General features: G+C 57.4%; 15 protein-coding genes. 1 reads left to right on the top strand and 14 read right to left on the bottom strand.

Annotation, left to right across the window (positions count from 1 at the left end):
- Positions 1-18 precede the first annotated feature (18 nt).
- Positions 19-894 carry a DUF421 domain-containing protein gene (locus tag HMPREF1207_RS05445; RefSeq protein WP_009675406.1) on the bottom strand — a complete coding sequence of 292 codons (876 nt, stop codon included), beginning with the start codon at positions 892-894 and terminating at the stop codon, positions 19-21.
- A 417-nt stretch (positions 895-1,311) separates the two neighbouring features.
- Here HMPREF1207_RS05445 and HMPREF1207_RS05450 point away from each other — a divergent pair, with 417 nt between their 5' ends.
- Positions 1,312-7,023, top strand: coding sequence for a carboxypeptidase regulatory-like domain-containing protein (locus tag HMPREF1207_RS05450; protein ID WP_009675404.1), 5,712 nt, complete (start codon positions 1,312-1,314; stop codon positions 7,021-7,023).
- A gap of 96 nt (positions 7,024-7,119) precedes the next feature.
- Here HMPREF1207_RS05450 and HMPREF1207_RS05455 read toward each other — a convergent pair whose 3' ends face one another.
- The 13 genes from HMPREF1207_RS05455 to HMPREF1207_RS05515 form a co-directional block, all read right to left on the bottom strand.
- Complete coding sequence (locus HMPREF1207_RS05455) at positions 7,120-8,106, bottom strand: cation diffusion facilitator family transporter (RefSeq protein ID WP_009674048.1); 987 nt, start codon at positions 8,104-8,106, stop codon at positions 7,120-7,122.
- Between the two features lie 200 nt (positions 8,107-8,306).
- Complete coding sequence (locus HMPREF1207_RS05460; RefSeq protein ID WP_009674034.1) at positions 8,307-8,597, bottom strand: hypothetical protein; 291 nt, start codon at positions 8,595-8,597, stop codon at positions 8,307-8,309.
- 111 nt (positions 8,598-8,708) lie between these two features.
- On the bottom strand, positions 8,709-9,608 hold the full coding sequence (locus HMPREF1207_RS05465; protein ID WP_009674037.1) for a carbohydrate ABC transporter permease: 900 nt from the start codon (positions 9,606-9,608) through the stop codon (positions 8,709-8,711).
- Between the two features lie 13 nt (positions 9,609-9,621).
- A complete protein-coding gene (locus HMPREF1207_RS05470; RefSeq protein ID WP_009674043.1) occupies positions 9,622-10,491 on the bottom strand; it encodes a carbohydrate ABC transporter permease in 870 nt (289 codons plus the stop codon).
- The gene (locus HMPREF1207_RS05475; protein WP_009674023.1) at positions 10,488-11,897 is read right to left on the bottom strand and encodes an extracellular solute-binding protein; all 1,410 of its coding nucleotides are present in this window, start codon (positions 11,895-11,897) and stop codon (positions 10,488-10,490) included. The genes HMPREF1207_RS05470 and HMPREF1207_RS05475 overlap by 4 nt, the downstream gene beginning before the upstream one ends.
- The gene (locus tag HMPREF1207_RS05480) at positions 11,894-12,844 is read right to left on the bottom strand and encodes an amidohydrolase family protein (protein ID WP_009674038.1); all 951 of its coding nucleotides are present in this window, start codon (positions 12,842-12,844) and stop codon (positions 11,894-11,896) included. The genes HMPREF1207_RS05475 and HMPREF1207_RS05480 overlap by 4 nt, the downstream gene beginning before the upstream one ends.
- A 252-nt stretch (positions 12,845-13,096) precedes the next feature.
- Positions 13,097-14,452, bottom strand: a complete 1,356-nt coding sequence (locus HMPREF1207_RS05485) for a TrkH family potassium uptake protein (protein WP_009674027.1) — start codon at positions 14,450-14,452, stop codon at positions 13,097-13,099.
- Between the two features lie 139 nt (positions 14,453-14,591).
- Positions 14,592-15,140, bottom strand: a complete 549-nt coding sequence (locus tag HMPREF1207_RS05490; RefSeq protein WP_016423492.1) for an SGNH/GDSL hydrolase family protein — start codon at positions 15,138-15,140, stop codon at positions 14,592-14,594.
- A gap of 70 nt (positions 15,141-15,210) precedes the next feature.
- Positions 15,211-16,200, bottom strand: a complete 990-nt coding sequence (locus HMPREF1207_RS05495; RefSeq protein WP_009674025.1) for a zinc-dependent alcohol dehydrogenase family protein — start codon at positions 16,198-16,200, stop codon at positions 15,211-15,213.
- Positions 16,201-16,347: 147 nt separating this feature from the next.
- A complete protein-coding gene (locus HMPREF1207_RS05500; RefSeq protein ID WP_009674035.1) occupies positions 16,348-17,037 on the bottom strand; it encodes a VOC family protein in 690 nt (229 codons plus the stop codon).
- Between the two features lie 147 nt (positions 17,038-17,184).
- The gene (locus tag HMPREF1207_RS05505; protein ID WP_009674056.1) at positions 17,185-17,679 is read right to left on the bottom strand and encodes a GNAT family N-acetyltransferase; all 495 of its coding nucleotides are present in this window, start codon (positions 17,677-17,679) and stop codon (positions 17,185-17,187) included.
- A 404-nt stretch (positions 17,680-18,083) separates the two neighbouring features.
- Positions 18,084-18,494: a RidA family protein gene (locus HMPREF1207_RS05510; protein WP_009674045.1), complete on the bottom strand. Its 411-nt coding sequence runs from the start codon at positions 18,492-18,494 to the stop codon at positions 18,084-18,086.
- A gap of 66 nt (positions 18,495-18,560) precedes the next feature.
- The gene (locus tag HMPREF1207_RS05515; RefSeq protein WP_009674052.1) at positions 18,561-19,130 is read right to left on the bottom strand and encodes a hypothetical protein; all 570 of its coding nucleotides are present in this window, start codon (positions 19,128-19,130) and stop codon (positions 18,561-18,563) included.
- Positions 19,131-19,154 lie beyond the last annotated feature (24 nt).

Raw genomic sequence — 19,154 nt, forward strand, 5'->3', positions numbered from 1 at the left:
TTGCCTGTCCCCCTCTTCTTATTCCGTTCCGTTTGTACTTTTCCCGCCGCCGGAGAGCTGCTTCAGCACACCCCGCAGGGCCGAGGCCGTCTGTTCGTACTTGATCCGGGCATTGAGATCGGTAGCGGAATTCGCAAACGTATCGAGATCTGCCGTGCATTGGCGGAGTGTGGAAATCAGCTCCACCTGTGGTTTCTCGAGACTGATTCCTCTTGTATCGTCATACAAATCGACGTACAGCTTATTTTGATCGCCTATCTGAGCGAGAAAAACATTGTCCGCGGTCGCGTTTATTTTAGCCAATTGTTTATTCAGCCATTCCCTTGTAAGCGAGGAGGCCGACAGCTCGTCGTCATCGACTACCCCGTCCACGATGACCGTGTGGGGAAGCTTGTCCGGGCCCATCTTCAGCCCAAGGTCGCCGGGCGTAAGCGGCTGCTTCTCTTTTTTGAGCAGGACGCTGAGATCCCCGCTCGCTTCCAGCATGGCGAATTCGACGTCCGCCACCTGAAAAATACTCTTCGTGCGGAGCTGTTCCATCAGTTCGTCGGCCGTGTACCGCTCCTTCTTCAAATGATGTTCCAGAACACGTCCGTTACGGATGACGACTGTCCCTTTTCCTTCAAAAAAATGGCGGAGCCATTTGCTTTTCAGCGTCGTGAGTTCAAGGAGAAAAGGAACCACAAACCAAACCGCAAGCGCGGCAATCCCGTGCAAGTAATGGGCTTCAATATCGGTTGACAAGAAGCCTGCCAATTCTCCCAGGGTGATACCCGTTACATATTCAAAAAAAGAAAGCTGGGAAATTTGCTTTTTACCCAAAATACGGGTGATGGCAAAAAGCATGGCGATCGCACCGAGCGACCGCAACACAATGACTCCAATACCCTCCACGGCTTAGCCTCCTCTCTTAACCAGAGCAGTTGATTGCATGACTCTCCTTAGCATGTCCGCAAGGGGCACAGGTATGAAAGGAAGGCATTGGAAAAACAAGAAAACGGCTTCCTCAGCAGAAGCCGTTTTCCGGTGATCCGTTATCAGAAAAGAAACAAAATCGCCACAAGCAGTATAAACAAAACGAGTACAATCAGCATGTTCAGGTTCACAGCCGTTTCTCCTTCAAGCGAGATTTCGAACATGGAACATTCAGGGATACCCCATTATATGCGTCTAGTGCCGCAAATGATTGTTCGGAAGGTGACGGACGATCCGCCTATTTTATAAAAAAAGGAGGCTTTCCCCCAGCACAAACACACAGACGAACATAAGATAAAAGGCAAATATCCAAAAATTAGAAGGAGGAACTTCCTCTTGTCTTTTCCCAGCGACAGTCAATTTTTTCCCGTGACTTTAAACGGCGTTCCCGTAGGCGATCCGGTTGCGGATGTGAGTCCGGCCAGCACGGATATCGTCGGGAATGCCCAGTTCCCCGCCGCTTACGTTTCATACGACACGATTTATGTCTATTTCCGTCTGAGGCTGAACGGAGACCCCCGCGCCAAAACCGGGTTCGATAACTTTGCCTGGGGGGTTCTTTTCAATACCGACAACAATCCCGCCACTTACGAATGGGTTCTTGCCGTCAACGGCCAGAATGCCAGTATCGATCTCATCGAAAATAAAATAAAAGTGCCGAACACCTTTAACGACCCGGCCGAAGGCATTGACGGAAAAGGGACGCCGGCCTATACGCGCCCGATTATTAATTTCGATCTGGCGCGGGTGAAGCCGACCGGCGACGGGTCCCGTTTCGGCGGAAATGAAAATTATTTTCTCGATTTTTTCATACCGGCTTCCGTCCTGTTCGGAGCGCTCGGGATTACGAGTCAGACGCCTCTCCAGTTTATTTTTTTCAGCTCCGCCAACAATAACAACTTCAACAAAGATTTTCTGATTCCCGCAGGCAGCACGTTCACCTCGGGTTTCAGCGATCCCGTTGCGCCTCAAGGGTTTAACGCGCAGGCCAGACTCGTCCTGACCAAAACCTTGACCTCTTCGCCGGGAGCGGCCGTCCTGACCGGACAGGTGGCATCGTATACGGGGACCCTCGCGATATCGAACCAGGGGAAAAGCCAGGCCAACGCCGTGCTGATTACCGATGCGTTAGGACTGGACACGGTGTCCTCCCTGACCGTCTCCGGCGTTACCCAGGGCCTCTCCACGGTTAATCTGCTGGGCAGCACAATCAGTTGGAACGCGGGAAATCTTGCACCCGGCCAAACTGTGACACTGACCTTTACCGTGCAGGGAGCTTTCCTGACTGCCGGAGACGGCAGCCGCATCCTGAATACGGCCGCGGGAACCGGATTCGACAGTCTGACCGGACAGGTGATTACAGCCGGACCGGCAACGAACTCTATTGCCGTCGTAACGGCGGGAGGCGTCACGGGCACCGTATACAACGGGATGACCGCACTGCCCCTTGCCGGCGCCGCCTTGCAGCTTACAAACGCCCAGAATCAGGTGCCCGTTAACCAAACGAGTGGAACCGGAGGGGCGTACGGCTTTTCCAATCTGGTACCGGGAACTTATAATCTCACGGTTTCTTTTGCCGGATTCGTTGCCCAAACCGTATCTGTAACGGTTAACGCCGGGACCGTCACTCCGCTGGACATCACCCTGCGGCCCCAGCCGGCTTCTCTGAGCGGAACCGTTGCGGATCAGGCGGGAAACGCGCTTCCCGGAGCCGTTATCCGCGTCAAATCCCCGTTCGGCGCCATCGTCGCCGAAACGACTGCCGACGCGGCGGGACAATACCAGCTCTCGGTTCCCGCCGGAACGTATACCGTAATCGCGACTGCGAACGGCTTCCAGTCCGAGGTTCGTACCCTGCAGCTTCAGCCGGCGCAAAGCGTATCCGCTTCGTTTAACCTTGCGGCTCTGCCGGGTACCGTAAACGGCGTGATCACCGTCTCCGGCACAGGAACTCCACTTGCCGGAGCGCTCGTAGAAGCGTTAAACGAACGAGGCCAGCAGATCGCTGCCGCCGTCAGTGCCGCGGACGGGTCGTATGCGATAAACAGCCTCGCGCCGGGCAATTACCGCATCCGCGCAAGCGAAGCCGCATTCACGACGGATATTGCCGGAGCGGCGGTCCGCGCGGGTCAGACGGCAACCGTCAATATCGGCTTAAGCCCTGCTCCGGGCACGCTTACCGGCCAGGTAACGGATGCTTTGTCCGGTGTACCGTTAAGCGGCGCCGTCGTCCGTGTCGTCACGGTTGAAGGGATAACCGCGGCAACCACGGTAACCGATGCCGGAGGAACTTACGTCATCAACAGTCTGCAGCCAACCAATTATACGGTCACGTTCAGCGAAACAGCGTATGCCAGCCAGACGACAGGCGTTTCGATTGCGCCCGGCGCCCAAAGCGTGCTGAATATCGCGCTGCAGCAGTTGGCGGGCTCCATTACCGGAATGGTGACGGACCTGAACGGGAATCCTCTGGAAAATGCGGTGGTCCGCGTTTTCATGAACAGTTTTGTCGTCGCCACGCTGAATGCCGACCAGAACGGACGGTTCGACATTCACGGGCTCGCTCCCGGTTCCTACACGGTCCGTGCCGAAACACCGGGTTACCAGCGCCAACTGATCGGCGCCTTCATCCAGCCCGGAGAAATTGTTGAGGTCGATTTCGCCCTGGCTCCTCAGCCCGGCACTTTAACGGGAACCGTTACAGCGGGGACGTCGCCCGTATCGGGAGCGGTCCTCGTGGTGCGTCAGACGGACAACAGTGTAATCGGGCGGACGATTACTTCCGCCGACGGCACTTACGTACTGGAGGAGCTGGCGCCGGGAACTTATACGGCTGCCGTTTTTGCCGACGGGCTCCAGACTCAGATTAAAGGTTTCAGTATAACCGCCGGACAGACGACCACCGTTTCCTTTAACCTGGAGCCTTTACCGGGGATTGTTGCCGGAACCGTATACAACGCCTCCACTAACCAGCTCCTTGCGGATATTCCCGTTGCGGTACGCATTGTGGACACGAACGGACTTGTGATCCAGAGTTTGTTTACGGACCAGTTCGGCGCATTTACGGCTCCTAACCTGGCACCCGGCAGTTACACGACGATCGTGTCCTCCACTGACTTTCAGACGAATCTCGTCAGCTTCCTGATCGCCGCCGGACAGACAACGACGATCCGCGTGAGTCTGATTCCGAGCCCCGGACAGATCAGCGGAACGGTAACCGCCGCGGGAACGGACACGGGCATTTCCGGCGCCTCCGTCCGGATCAGCAACTATACGGGGACGCTGATCACTACCGCTCTTACCGACAGCAGCGGTTATTTCAGGGCAGAGGGCCTGGCTCCCGACACGTACATCGTCACGGCTTCCCAAACGGGCTTCCAGCAGGGGAGCATCGGAGCCATTGTGAGCTCCGGTCAAACGACGACCACCGGTCTCAGCCTGCTCCCGTTTCCCGGATCGGTCAGCGGTGCGGTCTCCCCCGCCGTGGACGGGACCGTGATCCAGATTTACGACCGGAACAATCTGCTGATCAACGAAGAGCTGGTGACCGCGGGGAACGGGACGTTCCGATTCGATTCGCTCGCGCCGGGCGCCTATATCGTGACGGCAACACCGCCCGGCTACGCCTTAGCGAAAGCGGGCACAGTCGTGGAAGCCGGCCGGGAATCAAGCGTGTCGCTTACTCTCTCCCCGCTGTTGTCGGTTCTTACGGGCCGCATCACGGATACCGCGGGCAGCCCTTTAGATACCGCCGTCATCCGGATCTTGGACGGGAATGAAACCTTGCTGGGAACGGGTCATGCCGATGCAAACGGCGCTTATGTCGTCGACAACATTCCCGCAGGCAATCATTTTCTTGTGGCTGCGGCTCCCGGATTCTCGACCGTTGTCCTTGGCGTCGCAACCCTCCCCGGTGTGGATTTGACGGGAATCGATATCCGCCTCGTCCCCGATTCCGGGTCCGTCAGCGGTCAAATAACGAACGCTTCGGACGGGAGCCCGCTTCCTTCCGCTACTGTATTGATCCGCAGCGCGGACGTGAGCAACCTTCTTATTGCGACAGCTACCAGTTCCCTGTTCGGCAATTTCTTCGTAAGCGGTCTGTCTCCGGGTGCTTATACCGTGGTTGCGGAAGCGGAGGGATTCGCGGCAGGCACGGCCGGAGCCATCGTGGTCAGCGATCAGGAAACGGCAGCCAGTCTGGCTCTCCGGCCCCTAAGCGGCGTAGTAACGGGCAGCATAACGGACCGCTCGGGCGCTATCCTGACCGGTTCGGAAATCCAGATCAAGATCTTCAACGAAGCGGGGATTCTCCTGTTCGCTTACCTGGCCGATGCAGACGGGCGCTTTACAACGCCGGAGCTGGCGCCCGGCAACTATGTCCTTACGGCATCCGCTCCGGGCTTCGCTTCCGCCTCCGTGCTCGCCGCGGTCACTGCCGGTTCGACGGGCACCGTTACGCTCGTTTTGACCCAGCAAAATTCGCTTCTGACCGGCAATGTCATCAACCGGAACGGATCCGCTCCCGTGCCCGGAAGCATTGTCACTCTGCTGAACGCGGCCGGTCAGACGGTCGATCAATCGGTTTCCGATCTGAGCGGAAATTTTACGATCGACAACGTAACCGCCGGTGCCTATACGCTGAGCGTTACCTGTGACGGTTTCGGCAGCACCTCCCTCGGTGTCGTGCTCCGGCCCGGGCAAACGACGGCCGTCACCGTCCCGCTGGAGCCGTCACCCGGCAGTGTCAGCGGCTTCGTCATCGACCGTGTTACTTCGGCCCCCCTGGCGGGAGCGGACGTCCGGATCGAAGATGCGGCCGGTGTGCCGGTTAATACGGTTCAAACCGACAGCAGCGGGTTTTATCTCTTCAATAATCTCAGTTCCGGAGATTATAAAGTGACAGCCGAAGCGGCCGGTTTCGGCTCGCAAAACGGCGGTGCTCCGGTAGCTCCCGGACGGAACACCGATTACAGCTTTGCCTTGATCCCGCTGCCTGCTTCTCTATCCGGCACGGTGAGTAGCGCAGCCGGCGCCAGGCCTCTTGCCGGTGTCCTTGTGGAAGTCCGCCAGCTCAACACATACGGCACTGTCCTAACGGATACGACGACCGATGCGGCCGGCCGTTATACGCTGGGCGGCCTTCCTCCCGGCAATTACACGGCCGTGTTCAGCCTATCGGGCTTCGGACAGCAGACAGACGCCTTTTATGCCGCCCCCGGGCAAAATACGGTCGTGGACGCCCGGTTGTCTCCGACGTCAAACGATTTGAACGGGACGGTCGTGACACCGCCAACCGTTCCCGTGTTTCCGCCACCCCCGGTGGTGGACGTCTACGACGACCGGAATACGCCGGTCGTGACGGTCCCGACGGACCCGTCCGGGCAGTTCACGGCTGACGGGATAGCCGCGGGCGACTACACGGTCGTCGTGCAGAAGCCCGGCCTGTCGTACAGCCAGCAGGTTGTAACGGTGGTCCCCGGCTTTGCCCCGAATGTCGTCCTCTCCCCGGGGAGCCCGTCGCTTGCCGTTACGGGCGCCGTTCTGGACGAATCGACCGGCAATCCGGTTCCGGGCGCCTCCGTCCAGATTCTGAACGAGAATTTAACGCCGGTCGACCGGACGCTAGCCGACGGAACGGGTGTGTTCCTGCTGGGCAGCCTGCGCCCCGGAAGTTACACGGTTACCGTATCCAGCGAGCTCTTCGGCTCCAAGTCGGCCGCAGTTTCCCTGGCTGCCGGAACTCCGGCTCCCCCTGTAAACGTGGCGTTGAACCCTTTGTTCGGCACTTTGACGGGCACGGTGACGGACAGGAACGGACGGCTCTTATCCAACGTGTTCGTTCAGCTCTTCGATCCTTCCGGGCTCTTCCTGAGAAGTGTGACGACCAGTACCCGGGGCGTGTATACGGTCACTAATCTGGCCCCCGGCTTCTACTCCGCGCGCTTCACGCTCGAAGACAAACAACCGGCCGTGCGCACACTGATCATCGCCGCGAATGAAACGACCGTTCTAAATGTCGTCCTGGAGGACGATACGGAGGAATAAACGAATCACACAAAAATCCCCGCCGGGTTTCTCCGGCGGGGATTTTTGTGATCTTTTCTACGGTTTAAAAGGTTTAAACGATTCGATTGGAGGCCGTTACCGGTTGGCGGTAGGCACCCAGTCCTTCACGCCGTTATCTTCGAGAATTCCCAGCGTGACGTCCGCGATATCGGGGTCTCCCAGCAGCTTGTCGCGCACACGGAATTTGATATCGTCCGCTTCGGCAAGCGTCAGGCCCGGTTTCAGTTCGATCAAGCCTTCCACATGGTAGTACCGGCCTTCCTGAAGAACGCGCAGCTGATAAATGTCCGTCACCAGCGTTTCGGAAAAAATAATCCCGGACACCTTGTCCTCCACGTCGGGAGGCGCGGATACGCCGATCAGGCCGACCATATTGTCGTAGCCGACGCGGAACGCGACGAATATCATAAGCAAACCGATCAGGATAGTCATCAGTCCGTCAAGGGCGCTGAAATTCGTAAGCGAGGTAACCACTACCGCAATAAGAGCCAGCAGAGCACCCGTAGTCGCAACCAGATCTTCGTAGAAAACGAGCCGCGTCGGAGGGGCCGCACGTTTCACATGTTTGAAGGAAGCTTTGACGATTCCAAAACCGGACGCTTCCGCCCTGGACTCTTTGATGACCTCCTTCATCGCCTTGTACAGCACGTAGCCGTCAATCACGATCGACAGGATCAGAACCGAAAGATTCAGCCAAAATCCGTGTGATTCGGCCGGATGCTGCAGCAGGTGCAGCCCTTCTCTTATCGTTTCGTAGGCCATGAAGGTGACGACGAGAACCGCAATCATGCAGAAAATATTGATGACGCGGCCGAAACCCGTCGGAAATCGGCGGGTCGCCTTTTTCTCCGCAAGTACGCTTCCGGTAAATACGAACATCTGGTTGACGGCATCCGCAATGGAGTGCATGGTGGATGCGAACATGGCACCGCTGCCCGTGAGCGAAGCGGCGACACCTTTTACGATAGCAATAATCGTATTGCCCAAGGCCGCCGTAGCCGAAGACATATTGCCTTTCTTGATCAACTCCAACCAATTCGTGCGTTCAGCATCCGGGTCCATAAGAAAATAAATCCTCCTAAGTAAAAAGGTAGTTAGGGATAGGTTACCACGAAACCATTCCGCCAAATCATCCATACGCGGACGGGTAAGAGCGGTTTCATTTTCAACCCGAAAAAACCCCTTTCGTTTGCGGCGCTTCGGGCAAGTCATCCTTGCCGGCAGCCGTGCAATAGAAAGGGGATCTCCTGTGTCCGGACCGGTCAGCTCCAGACGTTCTGTCTTTCCTTGGACTGGATCGCGCCCGACGGGTCCAGATCCACTTCGCCGTCGGCCGCCGAATCGTCGGCCCGCAGCCCGATCCGCTCGTGGGCGCTGACATCCTCGAATATTTTGAGCGGAATCGTATCGTCGGCGGACTTGCCGCCTGTCGTTACATCTTCAAAAGAGGACTGGCGGATTTCACCGCCCCGGGTATCCGTTAAGCCCTCGGCTCCGGGACCAGCCTTTGCCGGCGTGTCCGTTTGCTTGCCGCTCTCGGTCTGCCTGTTCACTGCGCATTCCTCCTCGTCATCGTCGTCGCTATCCTCGCGGAAAGGTTCCGATGATAGGTTTCCCGACTGCCGAACATGCTACTCCCGCCGTTCCGTCTCCCCTTACCCGGCTTATTTGAAGCCGGTCATGGCGATGCCGCGGATAATCTGCTTCTGAAACAGCAGAAACACCGCAAGCAGAGGCAGGATAGAGATAGCGGCGCCCGCCATGATAAGCGTCCAGCTCCCGCTGTCACCCGATTCGCTGGAGAAGAACGCAAGCCCGACGGGGATCGTCAGATGCTCCGGCGTCTGCGTGACGATCAGCGGCCAGATAAACGCGTTCCAGCTGCCCAGAAAGGTTAAAATGCACAGCGTAGCCAGCGCCGGCTTGACCAGCGGAACGACCACGCGGAGCAGGATGCCCCACTCGCCCATCCCGTCGATACGGGCCGCATCGAGCAGATCGCGCGGAACGGATTCCATGAACTGCTTCATGAGAAAGATGCCGAACGCGGAGATGAGGCCCGGGAAAAGAACCCCCAGGTAAGTGTCGACCAGCTCCAGCTTGGCGGCAAGCAGATACCAGGGGATGATGAGCATTTCGGTCGGAACCATCAGCGTACTTAGTATGCCGACGAAAATAACGGTTTTACCCGGAAACGTAAATTTCGCCAGAATGTATCCGACCACCGTATCGAAAAAGCAGACGGAGACCGTCGTAATGACGGCAACGATCAGACTATTGACGATCCAGGTCGCATACAGCGTCTCCGCGAAAAGCGTCCGGACGTTGCCCAAGGTTGCCTCCGGCGGAATCAAGCTCAGAGAAAACACATCCTGCGGCGTTTTTAACGTGGTCGCGATCATCCATAGGAAAGGAAACAGCATCACAATCGCGCCCGCGCCCAGAAGAAAATAAGCGGAAAAGGCGGACGCACGGATACGGTACCGGGCTGTACGCTTGACTGCTTGTTCGCTGCCCCGCCTCCGGAGTCCGGCATGCTCCGCGGCCCAATCATATTTGCTCATGGCCGTTCTCCTTTTAATACTCGACTTTTCGGTTTAACGTTTTAAGCTGCAGCAGCGACAAGAGAAGAATAAGGAGGAACAAGACGACGGTAGCCGCGGTCGCCTGCCCCATATTGAACTGCTTGAACGCGAGCTCGTAAATATACACCACGACGGATTTCGTAGAGTTAAGCGGCCCGCCCCCGGACGTCATGTTCAAAATCTGGGTGAAAGACTGCAAATACGAAATACTTGCAATAATGACGGAAAACAGCAGGACCGGGTTCAGCAGGGGTAACGTCACATGCACGAACCGCTGCCACACACCCGCTCCGTCGATGGCGGCCGCTTCCTCGTATTCTTTCGGGATATTTTCCAGCCCCGTGAGGAAAATCAGCATTTGAAAGCCGAGGTTCTGCCAGATCATAGCGGCGGTGACGATAAAAATAGCCTGGTCCGGCGAACCCAGGAACAGTTGGGACGGCAGGCCCAATTTGAGCAAAAGGCCATTGACGATGCCGTTCTTCATGAAAATCCAGCGGAACACCCAGCTCACGGCTACGACGCTGGTGACGTAGGGCAGGAAGTAGACCGTCCGGAAAAAAGCTCTGAACCGGATAATCCGCCGAAGAAGCAGGGCAACGGCAAGTCCGGCCGCAAGCTGCCCGGGTACCCCGATCAGGACGTAAACGGCCGTATTTCGGAGCGAAATCAGGAATACCGGGTCGTGGTATAAAGCCAGGTAATTGGAGAAACCGACGAACGGCTTCTCCTCCGACAGCAGATCCCACTCGCGGAAGCCGACCAGAAAGGAATACACGATGGGGACGATCCGGACGCCGATGAAAAACAGCAGCGGAACGAGTAGGCAAGCGTAGACGAAAAAGAGCCGCTGCCGCTTCATTTTTTAGCCTGCTTCGCCCAATAGTCGTCGTAAAGCTTCTGGGTTTTGGCTACCAGTTCCTCGAAAGCCTTCTCCGCGGGAACTTTATTCAGCACGACACTGTCCGCGGCCTGCACGAAATAGTCCCGCTCCAGCTTTTCATCCACGAAGAAGTGGGCGTTGGCATCGCCGAGCTGGCGGATGAACGGGCCGATTTTCTCGTCCTTGGCGTACTTATCCTGAAGGGCGACGGCCTTGGATGCCGGCAGCTCGCCGACTTTTTCCACCCACTGCTCCTGCACCTCCTTGCTCGTCAAAAACTTGAGGAATTCGGTTGCCGCCTCGAGTTTTTTCCCTTTGGCGTTCTTGGTGATTCCGTTGGCCCAGAAAGAAGCTTGCGTGGCTTTTCCTTTGTACGCGGGCAGCGGGGCGACGGCGAAATTCAGATTCGGGGCATCCTTCTTGAGTCCGCCGAGCTGGAACGAGCCGTCGATATTCATCGCCGCATGGCCGCCTTTGAACGCCGTAATATCATCGTTGTAAAAATCTTTCGTTCCAACCTTATGTACGGTGGCAAAATCAAGCAGGTACTTGAACGCTTCAAGTCCCGCAGGTGTCTCGTTCCATAGGACGCGCTTGCGGTCTTCGCTGATATCTTTGCCGCCAGCCTGATACACAAGCGCATCCCGGTACCAGTGATGCAGCTGGGAATTCGGCTGCCAGGCCATGCCTTCGACGACAAATTCGCCTTTGGCGTCCTTCTCGGTGAGCTTCTTCGAGTAGTCCACCAGTTCCTCCCATGTCGCGGGAGGTTTCGCCGGGTCCAGCCCCGCTTTTGCAAACAAATCCTTGTTGTAGTATAGCCCCAGCGTCCGGACGGCCGTCGGAATCGCATAATAGCTGCCGCCGATTTGGGCCGCTTCAACGAATGGGAAAAATTCTTCCTTGATCTTCGAATCCGGGAATGATTCCTTCGGCAAAGGCTGTAAATAACCCGATGCCGTGTATTTCGGAAGCCAGCCGTAGTATAGGTTGATTACATCCGGTCCTTTGCCGGCCGGAATCAGCGTCGCCACCTTTTCGTTATACTGGTCGTAAGGAAAATTGGTTTGTTTGACGGTAATGTTCGGGTGCGTTTTTTCGAATTCTTTAATAAGCGAATTGATGAGATCCACCTTGACCGGATACTGGTACTGCCAGTACTCGATCGTGACTTTCTCGTCCTTGCCCGCGTCCCCGGATTGCTGCCCGGATGCGTCTTTGGCGCCGTCTCCGGAAACGGACCTGCTCCCCGAGCAGCCGGCCATCAAACCCGCGCTCAACGCGGCGGCCAGCGTTAACGCCGCAAGACGGAAAAGCGCGGGCTGCGCCTTGCCTTTTTGGCGTTTCTCTGTGTTCCTGTTGTCTTTTGCTAATTTGCTGCTCATAGAACTTCAACCCCTTTATGTTCTTGAACGCTTGCGGCTGTTTCCGGTAGACGGAGCAGCCTTCTCGCGTTATTGCCGAAAATGCTCTGTATGTCCGTTTCATTGAAGCGCAGTTCCCTGCATACGCGGACCTGATCCTGTAAGTAGCGGTAAACGTACCCGCGGGGAAAGCCGCTGGAATCCGATCCGTAAACGACGCGTTCGGGACCGATCAGCTCCACGGTTTTGCGGAACAGGGTTTCCAGCGTCAGGTCGTAGGGCGTCCACCGCATCCACTGGTTGGAGCCGGACGTGTCGACGATCACGTTCGGGCATCCCCAGCACAGGTGCAGCAGCTCCTGGTAGTAGCCCGCTCCGAAGTGCGGAATGAGGATCGGGATGTCCGTAAATTCCCGGGCCACGTTAAAAATGGCCAAGGGGTTGATGTTCCGGTGCTGCACGATTCCGCCCGTATGCCCCAGAAGCCCGAAGTGGATCAACACGGGCAGCTTGCGCTCCGCCAGGAAGCTCCAAACCGGCCGGAGCGACGGATCGTCCAGCGACGTTTGGATAAGCGGGCCGAACAATTTGTAACCCCGGAGCCCCAGTTCGTCTACGGCCCGCTGCAGCTCTTCCACCGCATCCGGCGCTTCGATGGAATGATGGGCGAAGCCCGTAAATTTGCCGGGATACTTAGAAATTTGCTCCTTTAGATCGTCGTTTCCCTTCGCGGTAAGAAAATTCAATCCCCCGATTCCGTACTTGTCGAGCTCATCGGCCCAGCGGTCGATAACCGGCCTCCCCGCACCCGGACCGTTGTCCGGTCCGGACGGAAAATCCCAAGTAAGCCGCATCCGCTCTCCCCGCTTGGCCTGCGCGCCGTCGATCACTTCATCGTGTTTGACAAACTGCTGCGCGTAAGGCAGGTGCCCGTGAATATCGAAGACTTTGAACCCGTCTTTGAACATTGTCCGTTCCTCCTTCTCCTGCTGCTCCGCTTGCATCCCCCGGCACCGTTCACCCCCTGAAAGAACCGGGATTCCTTCGCTAGGGCAGGTGCCCGTCAACTAAAAAAGACACTATCCGCGTTAAGCGAAATAGTGTCTCCAGTGGTCTGGTCAACAATTTATTCTTTTATCCAATGGGAATACTAGGAATTATAAAACGCCGCCGAAAAACTGTCAAACTCTTTTTTCTGTTCCCTGCGAAGATGCGGCCCCTTACCCGATTGTAATTTTTCCTTCCGGGTAGCGGTACAGCTCTTTCGTCCCCTTCGGTGTCAGCGCGTAGGCAAGTGTCAGCGGACCCAGCCGGCCGACAAACATCAGGATCGCCATCAGCACCTTGCTCGGGGAAGTAAGCTCCGGCGTCAGCCCCAGGGAAATGCCGGCCGTACCGAAAGCGGACGTCACCTCGAACAATATTTTGATAAAAGGACCGTCCTGCAGAACCGAGAGAATCATCGTTCCCGTTACGACCAGAATGAGAGACATCAGCGTCAGCGTCGTCGCTTTATAAATGCGTTCCTCCGGGAGTCTTTTGCGGAAAAACACGATATCCTCCTTGCCCCGGACCATCGTAATGACGGCGCCTATGAGAATCGCGAACGTCGTGATTTTGATCCCTCCGCCCGCTGAACCCGGCGCCGCCCCGATAAACATAAGGATAATCACAAAGAACTGGGTTGCCTGGCGGAACGATTCGATATCAAGCGTATTTACGCCCGTCGACCGGGTCGTTGCCGACTGGAAGAAGGCGGCGAAGATTTTGCCCGGAAGACTTAGCGGCTGCATCGTCAGCGGGTTCGTGTACTCGAAGATAAAGACAACGACGGAACCGAGCAGAATCAGCAGGCCCGTTGCCGTAAGCACAACTTTGGAGTGGAGCGTCAGCTTCCGGGTCCGCTTGAAGTCAAGCAAGTCCGCTATGACGATAAATCCGATCCCCCCCAGAACCATAAGCCCGATAACTACGATATTCACGTAAGGATCGTTCACATACGCCATCAGGCTTCCCTGGGCTCCGGGCAGACTGCTGAACAAATCGAAGCCGGCGTTGTTGAAGATGGAAATACTATGAAAAACGCCAAAGTAAACCGCTTGTCCAAGCGGCATGTCGAAAGCCCAGCGTACCGTCAGGAGAACCGCTCCCGCCAACTCAATGGCAAGCGCATAGGTCAGCACCTTGCGGATCAGCCGCACGATGCCCTCCACGGACCCTTGATTCATCGCTTCCTGCAAAAGAAGCCGCTCCTTGAGGGTGATCCGCTTGCGCAGCACGAGCGCGATCAAGGTCGCCATCGTCATAAATCCGAGCCCGCCCACCTGGACCAGCATAAGGATGACGATCTGGCCGAACAGCGAAAAATGCACCCCCGCGTTCAGCACGGAAAGCCCCGTCACACATGCGGCCGAAGTCGACATAAAAAAAGCGTCCAAGTAAGAGATCGGCTCTCCGGTAGAGGAGGCGGCAGGCAGCGAAAGCAATACCGATCCTATTAAAATGATAGCCAGGATTCCGAGCGCCAAAATTTGCGGAGGCGTGAAACGGATCAGAATCCTTCGTTTTTTACCCATGTTGTTACTCTCCTTCTCACAAACACATTCCCCTCTATCCTACCCAAAAAAGAAAAGGAAAGCCACCTGATCCGGTGAACTTTCCCGAGATTAAGGGACGGAGCCCTTCACGGGCACGCGTCGGCCTATTTCTTCCGTCTTATATGTATTTGCGGACGGCTTCTATCACTCTATCGGCGCAGGCCCGGTTGCCCGCTTCGCTGAGGTGCAGCTTATCCTCGCAGATAAAGTTTTGCAGATCGCGCTTGACGACGGCGTTCAAGTCGTTGATTTCCACGCCGTGCTGCTTCATGAGCTTCGCTGCGGCCGCATTGTATGCGTCTATTTCCGCATTGCTTCTGCCCACGGCATCAACCGGAACGGGAGTAGTCGTCGCAAAAATAACCGCCGCTCCCGTTCTTCGCAGCTCATTGAGAATCCGTCCGAGCGTCACAATGTATTCATCCAGGGAGGTCAGCGCTTCGACCATGGGCGCCTCATGATGAAGATCCCAAAGCCCGTTGTTCCAATGGATGATATCCGGCGTCCCCAGATCTCTGATCCACAAGTTCGCCCCCCAGAGCGTATGTTTGGCAAAACGGCCGTTTTCCTCCGGCCCTACGACTTCGGCCTTTCCCTCTAATGCGGCCCTCACCAGCGGCTGATAGCCGATCCGGATCGAATCCCCGAGCAGCAGCACTTTTTTCATCTTCACGCAGCCTCCTGTTATTCCATGATGAACATGCATCGGCATACAGCCGCAGTTCCCCGCCGGGCCTTCATCCGTGCCCGCCCGTCAGCAAGATCTTCCCCGGCATGCCGGACTCAAAAGCCGCCACGGCGGCATGCACCTCGTCCAGTCCGTAGCCGGCGGCGATCTTCATCAGGCTCAGCCTTCCGTCCCGGACAAGCTCCATAATCTCCTCGAACGTCCCGATCCAATCCGCCGCGGAAGCATGGCGGATCCAGTGCCGGAGCCAGAACGGCCGGGCGTCCACCCGGTACAGCCGGGACATCGCCGCCCAATCCGCCGGCACCCCCGACAGCAGCCCGATGCTGAACACGGTGCCGCCGGGCCGGACGCAGCCGGCGAGAGCCGCTCCATCCGGGCCGCCTATGCTGTCCACGGCCGCGGTCGCTCCCAGGCCGCCCGTCTTGGACAGCACCGCCTCGCGAAGCGGCGTGCCGGCGGTGTCGATGACGTGAGCCGCGCCGAGGCGCAGCAGCTCCTCCGTATGAGCTGCGCTGCGGGTAACCGCAATGAGCTCATAGTTGAAAACCGCCGCCAGCTGCGCGAACACTCGGCCGATCGCCGAGCCGCCGGCGTTGACGACGAGCGTATCGCCGTACTTCAGGCGAAGCGCCCCGCAAACCGCCCAGGCGGTCACCGGGTTGATATAGAGCTGGGCGGCCGTCTCGTCGGGAATGTCCGGCGGAACCGGGATCGCCAGCCCGGCGGGCGCGAGGACCGATTCCTGCCAAGTCCCTTCGCCGCGCAGCGGGAGAACCCGTCTGCCGAGCAGCTCCGGCGGCACGGAAAGGCCCGTCTCCTCGACGATGCCCACGCCTTCGTAGCCGGGCACCGCAGGGAGGGCGATCCGGTGGGCATAGGCCCCGCGCACGGGGATCAGGTCCGACGGATTGATGGGCCGGGCCAGCATCCGCACCCGGATCTCGCCCGGCCCCGGCGGGACGACAGGGGTGCGGCGGATCTCCAGCACTTCAGCCGGAGGGCCGAACCGGTCGTAATAGACACTTTTGTTAGGCACGCTGTTCTCTCCCGTGATGTCAATTTTCCGAAGCCGGGCCAGGGGCGACGTACGGTGGACGGATCTGCGGCATAAGCGCGGATGGGCTTCCTTCCGTTTGCGGCCCGTGGGCCGCACAACGGTTATGCGCCAACTGCCGCTCCCTGTTTACGGCTTATCCGGCACGCTCTCCCCGGGCTCTCCGAATGAAATGCCTTCTTCCCCGTCGAGCCGCACCCGGCATCCGTCTGTCCTGACGGCCAGCGAATGGGGGTGCGAGCTTCTTTCGCCCGCGAACCAGACCCGGCCTTTTTTGACTACGATAAAAAGCCCGTTCTCGTCGCCGACCGGCGCGAACGTATCGCTCGGAGTCTTCCAGGCCTCCAGCCCTGCCTTCCGCTTTAAATCCCGCAATGTGGCGGACACATCGTCTACCGGCATTCCGATTTCGCTGACGCACAGAAAATCTTCTTCGCCGAACGGTTTCCGCGACGCATTCTCAAGATTATGCCGGGCAATCAGTTCGACAATATTGCCGGCCGGGTCTTTGAAATAAACCGCATGGGCGTTCCAGCTTTCGAAATGAACGACAGGGTCCTCCTCCTGGCCGAGAAGTTCCACCCTGTCCCGGAGCCAACCGGCCGCTTCTTCAATCTTATTCTCCGGGATGTTGAAAGCGAAATGATAGAAACTATCGCTGTCCGGCGCCGAGCGGACGAAAGTCACGTTCGTGTTTCCCGCCCGGAATGAAAAGGATGTTTCGGTGTCCCCGGTGACAGGCAGCCGCAGCCGCTCTCCGTAAAACTCCTTTAATCCGGTTAGATTCGAAGCACGGAGGGTAAGGTCCAAAATCTTCATGATGATAACTCCTTAAGATGAGATATAGTCGGGGGATGAGCAAGTTCATAATCACGAAAGTCCGGTTAAAATCACTAAACCGGGCTGCGGAGGGCCCATTTCGATAGCCCGTTCCGTGTTCACTTTACGAGCATCCTTCGTCTTCCCCTAAACCGCTTCGCGCCTGCGGTCGCCGAGCACGACGGACGTTTCGATCTGCCGGTCCGGTATGGTCCAGTACGTGCGCAGCAGCCGCTCCTTCTCCGCCTCGGGAACGAGAGAGAAGCCGTTTTTGAGATAAAAGGCGATCGCCCAGGAAGCATCCGCCCACGTACCGATCAGGAACGGTTTCTCCGTCAGGTTCGTCAAATAAGCCAGCAGCCGGCTGCCGATGCCTCCCTTGCGCTGGTCTGTCCGCACATAGGCGTGCCGGATCAGGGAGACGTCGCCTTTGTCCTGGATGCCCATCACCCCGATCAGACGCCCGCCGTCCTCATACCCCCAGAACACGACCCCGCCGCCGATTTCGCTCTGCAGTTCCTCCATCGTCATGTAAGGCTCGTGAAACCGGTCGGCCGGTATAATTCCTTTGTAGGCGACCGCCGCATCGTTAATAATGTCGTAAATATCACGGATATCTTGTTCGGTACAAATTCGGATCATAAGTGAATGCCTCCCGTTAATCGTGGTCTTGCGCCCTCGGCAAGTAAAACCCGGGGGTCCTAAGCAAAGAGAGTGTCTTTGGCCAAACAGGTGTAAGGGCTGTCCAGCCGGATTTCAAGGTCATAGACGGCCGGTCGGCCGGTCCGTTCCAAAAACCGCATGAACGCAGCCATCCGTGCTGACAGCTTCAGCCTTACGGGACGTCGTTTTCGGCTTCACGCCGGGTCAGCTTTTTTTCGGCCGATTCATGCCACAAGGCGCTGATTCCGTTCAATTTGAGAAAAGCGTTCACGCCTGTTCATCCCTTTGCCGCACAGCCGTTATTTTCCTGATTATACCATAGGGTTCTATCCCCTCCGCAACTAAAAAAGGCCCCCTCTACAAAGGAGGAGGCCCTGAGGGGGTCAATCTCCGAACCCGGAGGAAGTTTCCTTCACAATGGCCTGAACTTCGATCTCCACCAGCAGTTCGGGATCGATTAAGGCCCGCACCTCCACCATCGTGGATGCCGGACGAATATCCTTGAAAAATTCCCCGTGGGCTTTGCCGATCTCTTCCCACCGGCCGATATCCGTTACGAACATGCGCGTCCTTACGACATCGGCCAGTTTGGCTCCCGCCCGGTTAAGCGCCTCTTCGATAATGCCCAGTGCGAATTTCGTCTGGGCGTACGCGTCGCCTATGCCTACAACGGCTCCGTCTTTCATGGCGGTCGTTCCCGCTACTTCAACGATATTGCCGACCCTTACCGCTCTGCTGTATCCGACAACAGGCTCCCACGGCGAACCGGATGAGATATTCTTTCTTTTGGTCATGATTTCTCTCTTCCTCTCCGATAAATCTGATTGCCGTCCGTTCTTTATTCTTTCGCAGACCTGCGATTAACGCTTGGCAAAAACGGCCGCTCCGCCCGATCCGAGCACCATAAACGCTTCCCCGGACGGTGAAAAACCGCCCTTCTGCCAGCCGTCGAGCCGTGGAATCTCCAGCATAACAGCTCCGGCCAAATACCGGTACCCTCTGGAGAAAACATTCTCCAGGATCACGGAAGCTCTCGGCCACCACGGGTAAATGACCTCCAGCCTCCAGCCTTCGGCGTTCATCTGAATGCCGTCTCCGCCGTCCAGCCCGAAGACGCCGATCTCTTCCCCCGTCTCGGGCACGGTGAATTTTAACCCGCAACCGGCGAGATGCCGTTCGGTCTTCGCCTCGTCGCGTTCCCTGACAAGCCGCTGCCCGGAAAAGGCATCCGTGATGCTGTATCCGCTGCCGATCAGGACGATCCGGCCGTCTCCGTCCCAGCCGCCGGCCGTTACTCCCGCAGCCGCAATAACCGTCTGCAGACGCCAGGGCGGCGGTGGTTCTCCCGGAATCAGACGCCTGGCTTGACGCAGCAGATCCCGTTCAAAGTCCGTCCTTGGATCGGCCGGATCTTTTTTCGAAAATAGCATAACATTCTCCTCTCCGCCTAAACA

Origin of the sequence: Paenibacillus sp. HGH0039, assembly GCF_000411255.1 — a bacterium.
In the GTDB taxonomy this organism is placed as follows: Bacteria; Bacillota; Bacilli; order Paenibacillales; family NBRC-103111; genus Paenibacillus_F.

What these genes read in the sequence shown, in the direction of transcription:
- HMPREF1207_RS05455 (WP_009674048.1), bottom strand. Translation starts at nt 8,106, where the DNA reads ATGGACCCGGATGCTGAACGCACGAATTGGTTGGAGTTGATCAAGAAA.
- HMPREF1207_RS05510 (WP_009674045.1), bottom strand. Translation starts at nt 18,494, where the DNA reads ATGACCAAAAGAAAGAATATCTCATCCGGTTCGCCGTGGGAGCCTGTT.
- HMPREF1207_RS05505 (WP_009674056.1), bottom strand. Translation starts at nt 17,679, where the DNA reads ATGATCCGAATTTGTACCGAACAAGATATCCGTGATATTTACGACATT.
- HMPREF1207_RS05515 (WP_009674052.1), bottom strand. Translation starts at nt 19,130, where the DNA reads ATGCTATTTTCGAAAAAAGATCCGGCCGATCCAAGGACGGACTTTGAA.
- HMPREF1207_RS05470 (WP_009674043.1), bottom strand. Translation starts at nt 10,491, where the DNA reads ATGAAGCGGCAGCGGCTCTTTTTCGTCTACGCTTGCCTACTCGTTCCG.
- HMPREF1207_RS05485 (WP_009674027.1), bottom strand. Translation starts at nt 14,452, where the DNA reads ATGGGTAAAAAACGAAGGATTCTGATCCGTTTCACGCCTCCGCAAATT.
- HMPREF1207_RS05480 (WP_009674038.1), bottom strand. Translation starts at nt 12,844, where the DNA reads ATGTTCAAAGACGGGTTCAAAGTCTTCGATATTCACGGGCACCTGCCT.
- HMPREF1207_RS05475 (WP_009674023.1), bottom strand. Translation starts at nt 11,897, where the DNA reads ATGAGCAGCAAATTAGCAAAAGACAACAGGAACACAGAGAAACGCCAA.
- HMPREF1207_RS05490 (WP_016423492.1), bottom strand. Translation starts at nt 15,140, where the DNA reads ATGAAAAAAGTGCTGCTGCTCGGGGATTCGATCCGGATCGGCTATCAG.
- HMPREF1207_RS05500 (WP_009674035.1), bottom strand. Translation starts at nt 17,037, where the DNA reads ATGAAGATTTTGGACCTTACCCTCCGTGCTTCGAATCTAACCGGATTA.
- HMPREF1207_RS05465 (WP_009674037.1), bottom strand. Translation starts at nt 9,608, where the DNA reads ATGAGCAAATATGATTGGGCCGCGGAGCATGCCGGACTCCGGAGGCGG.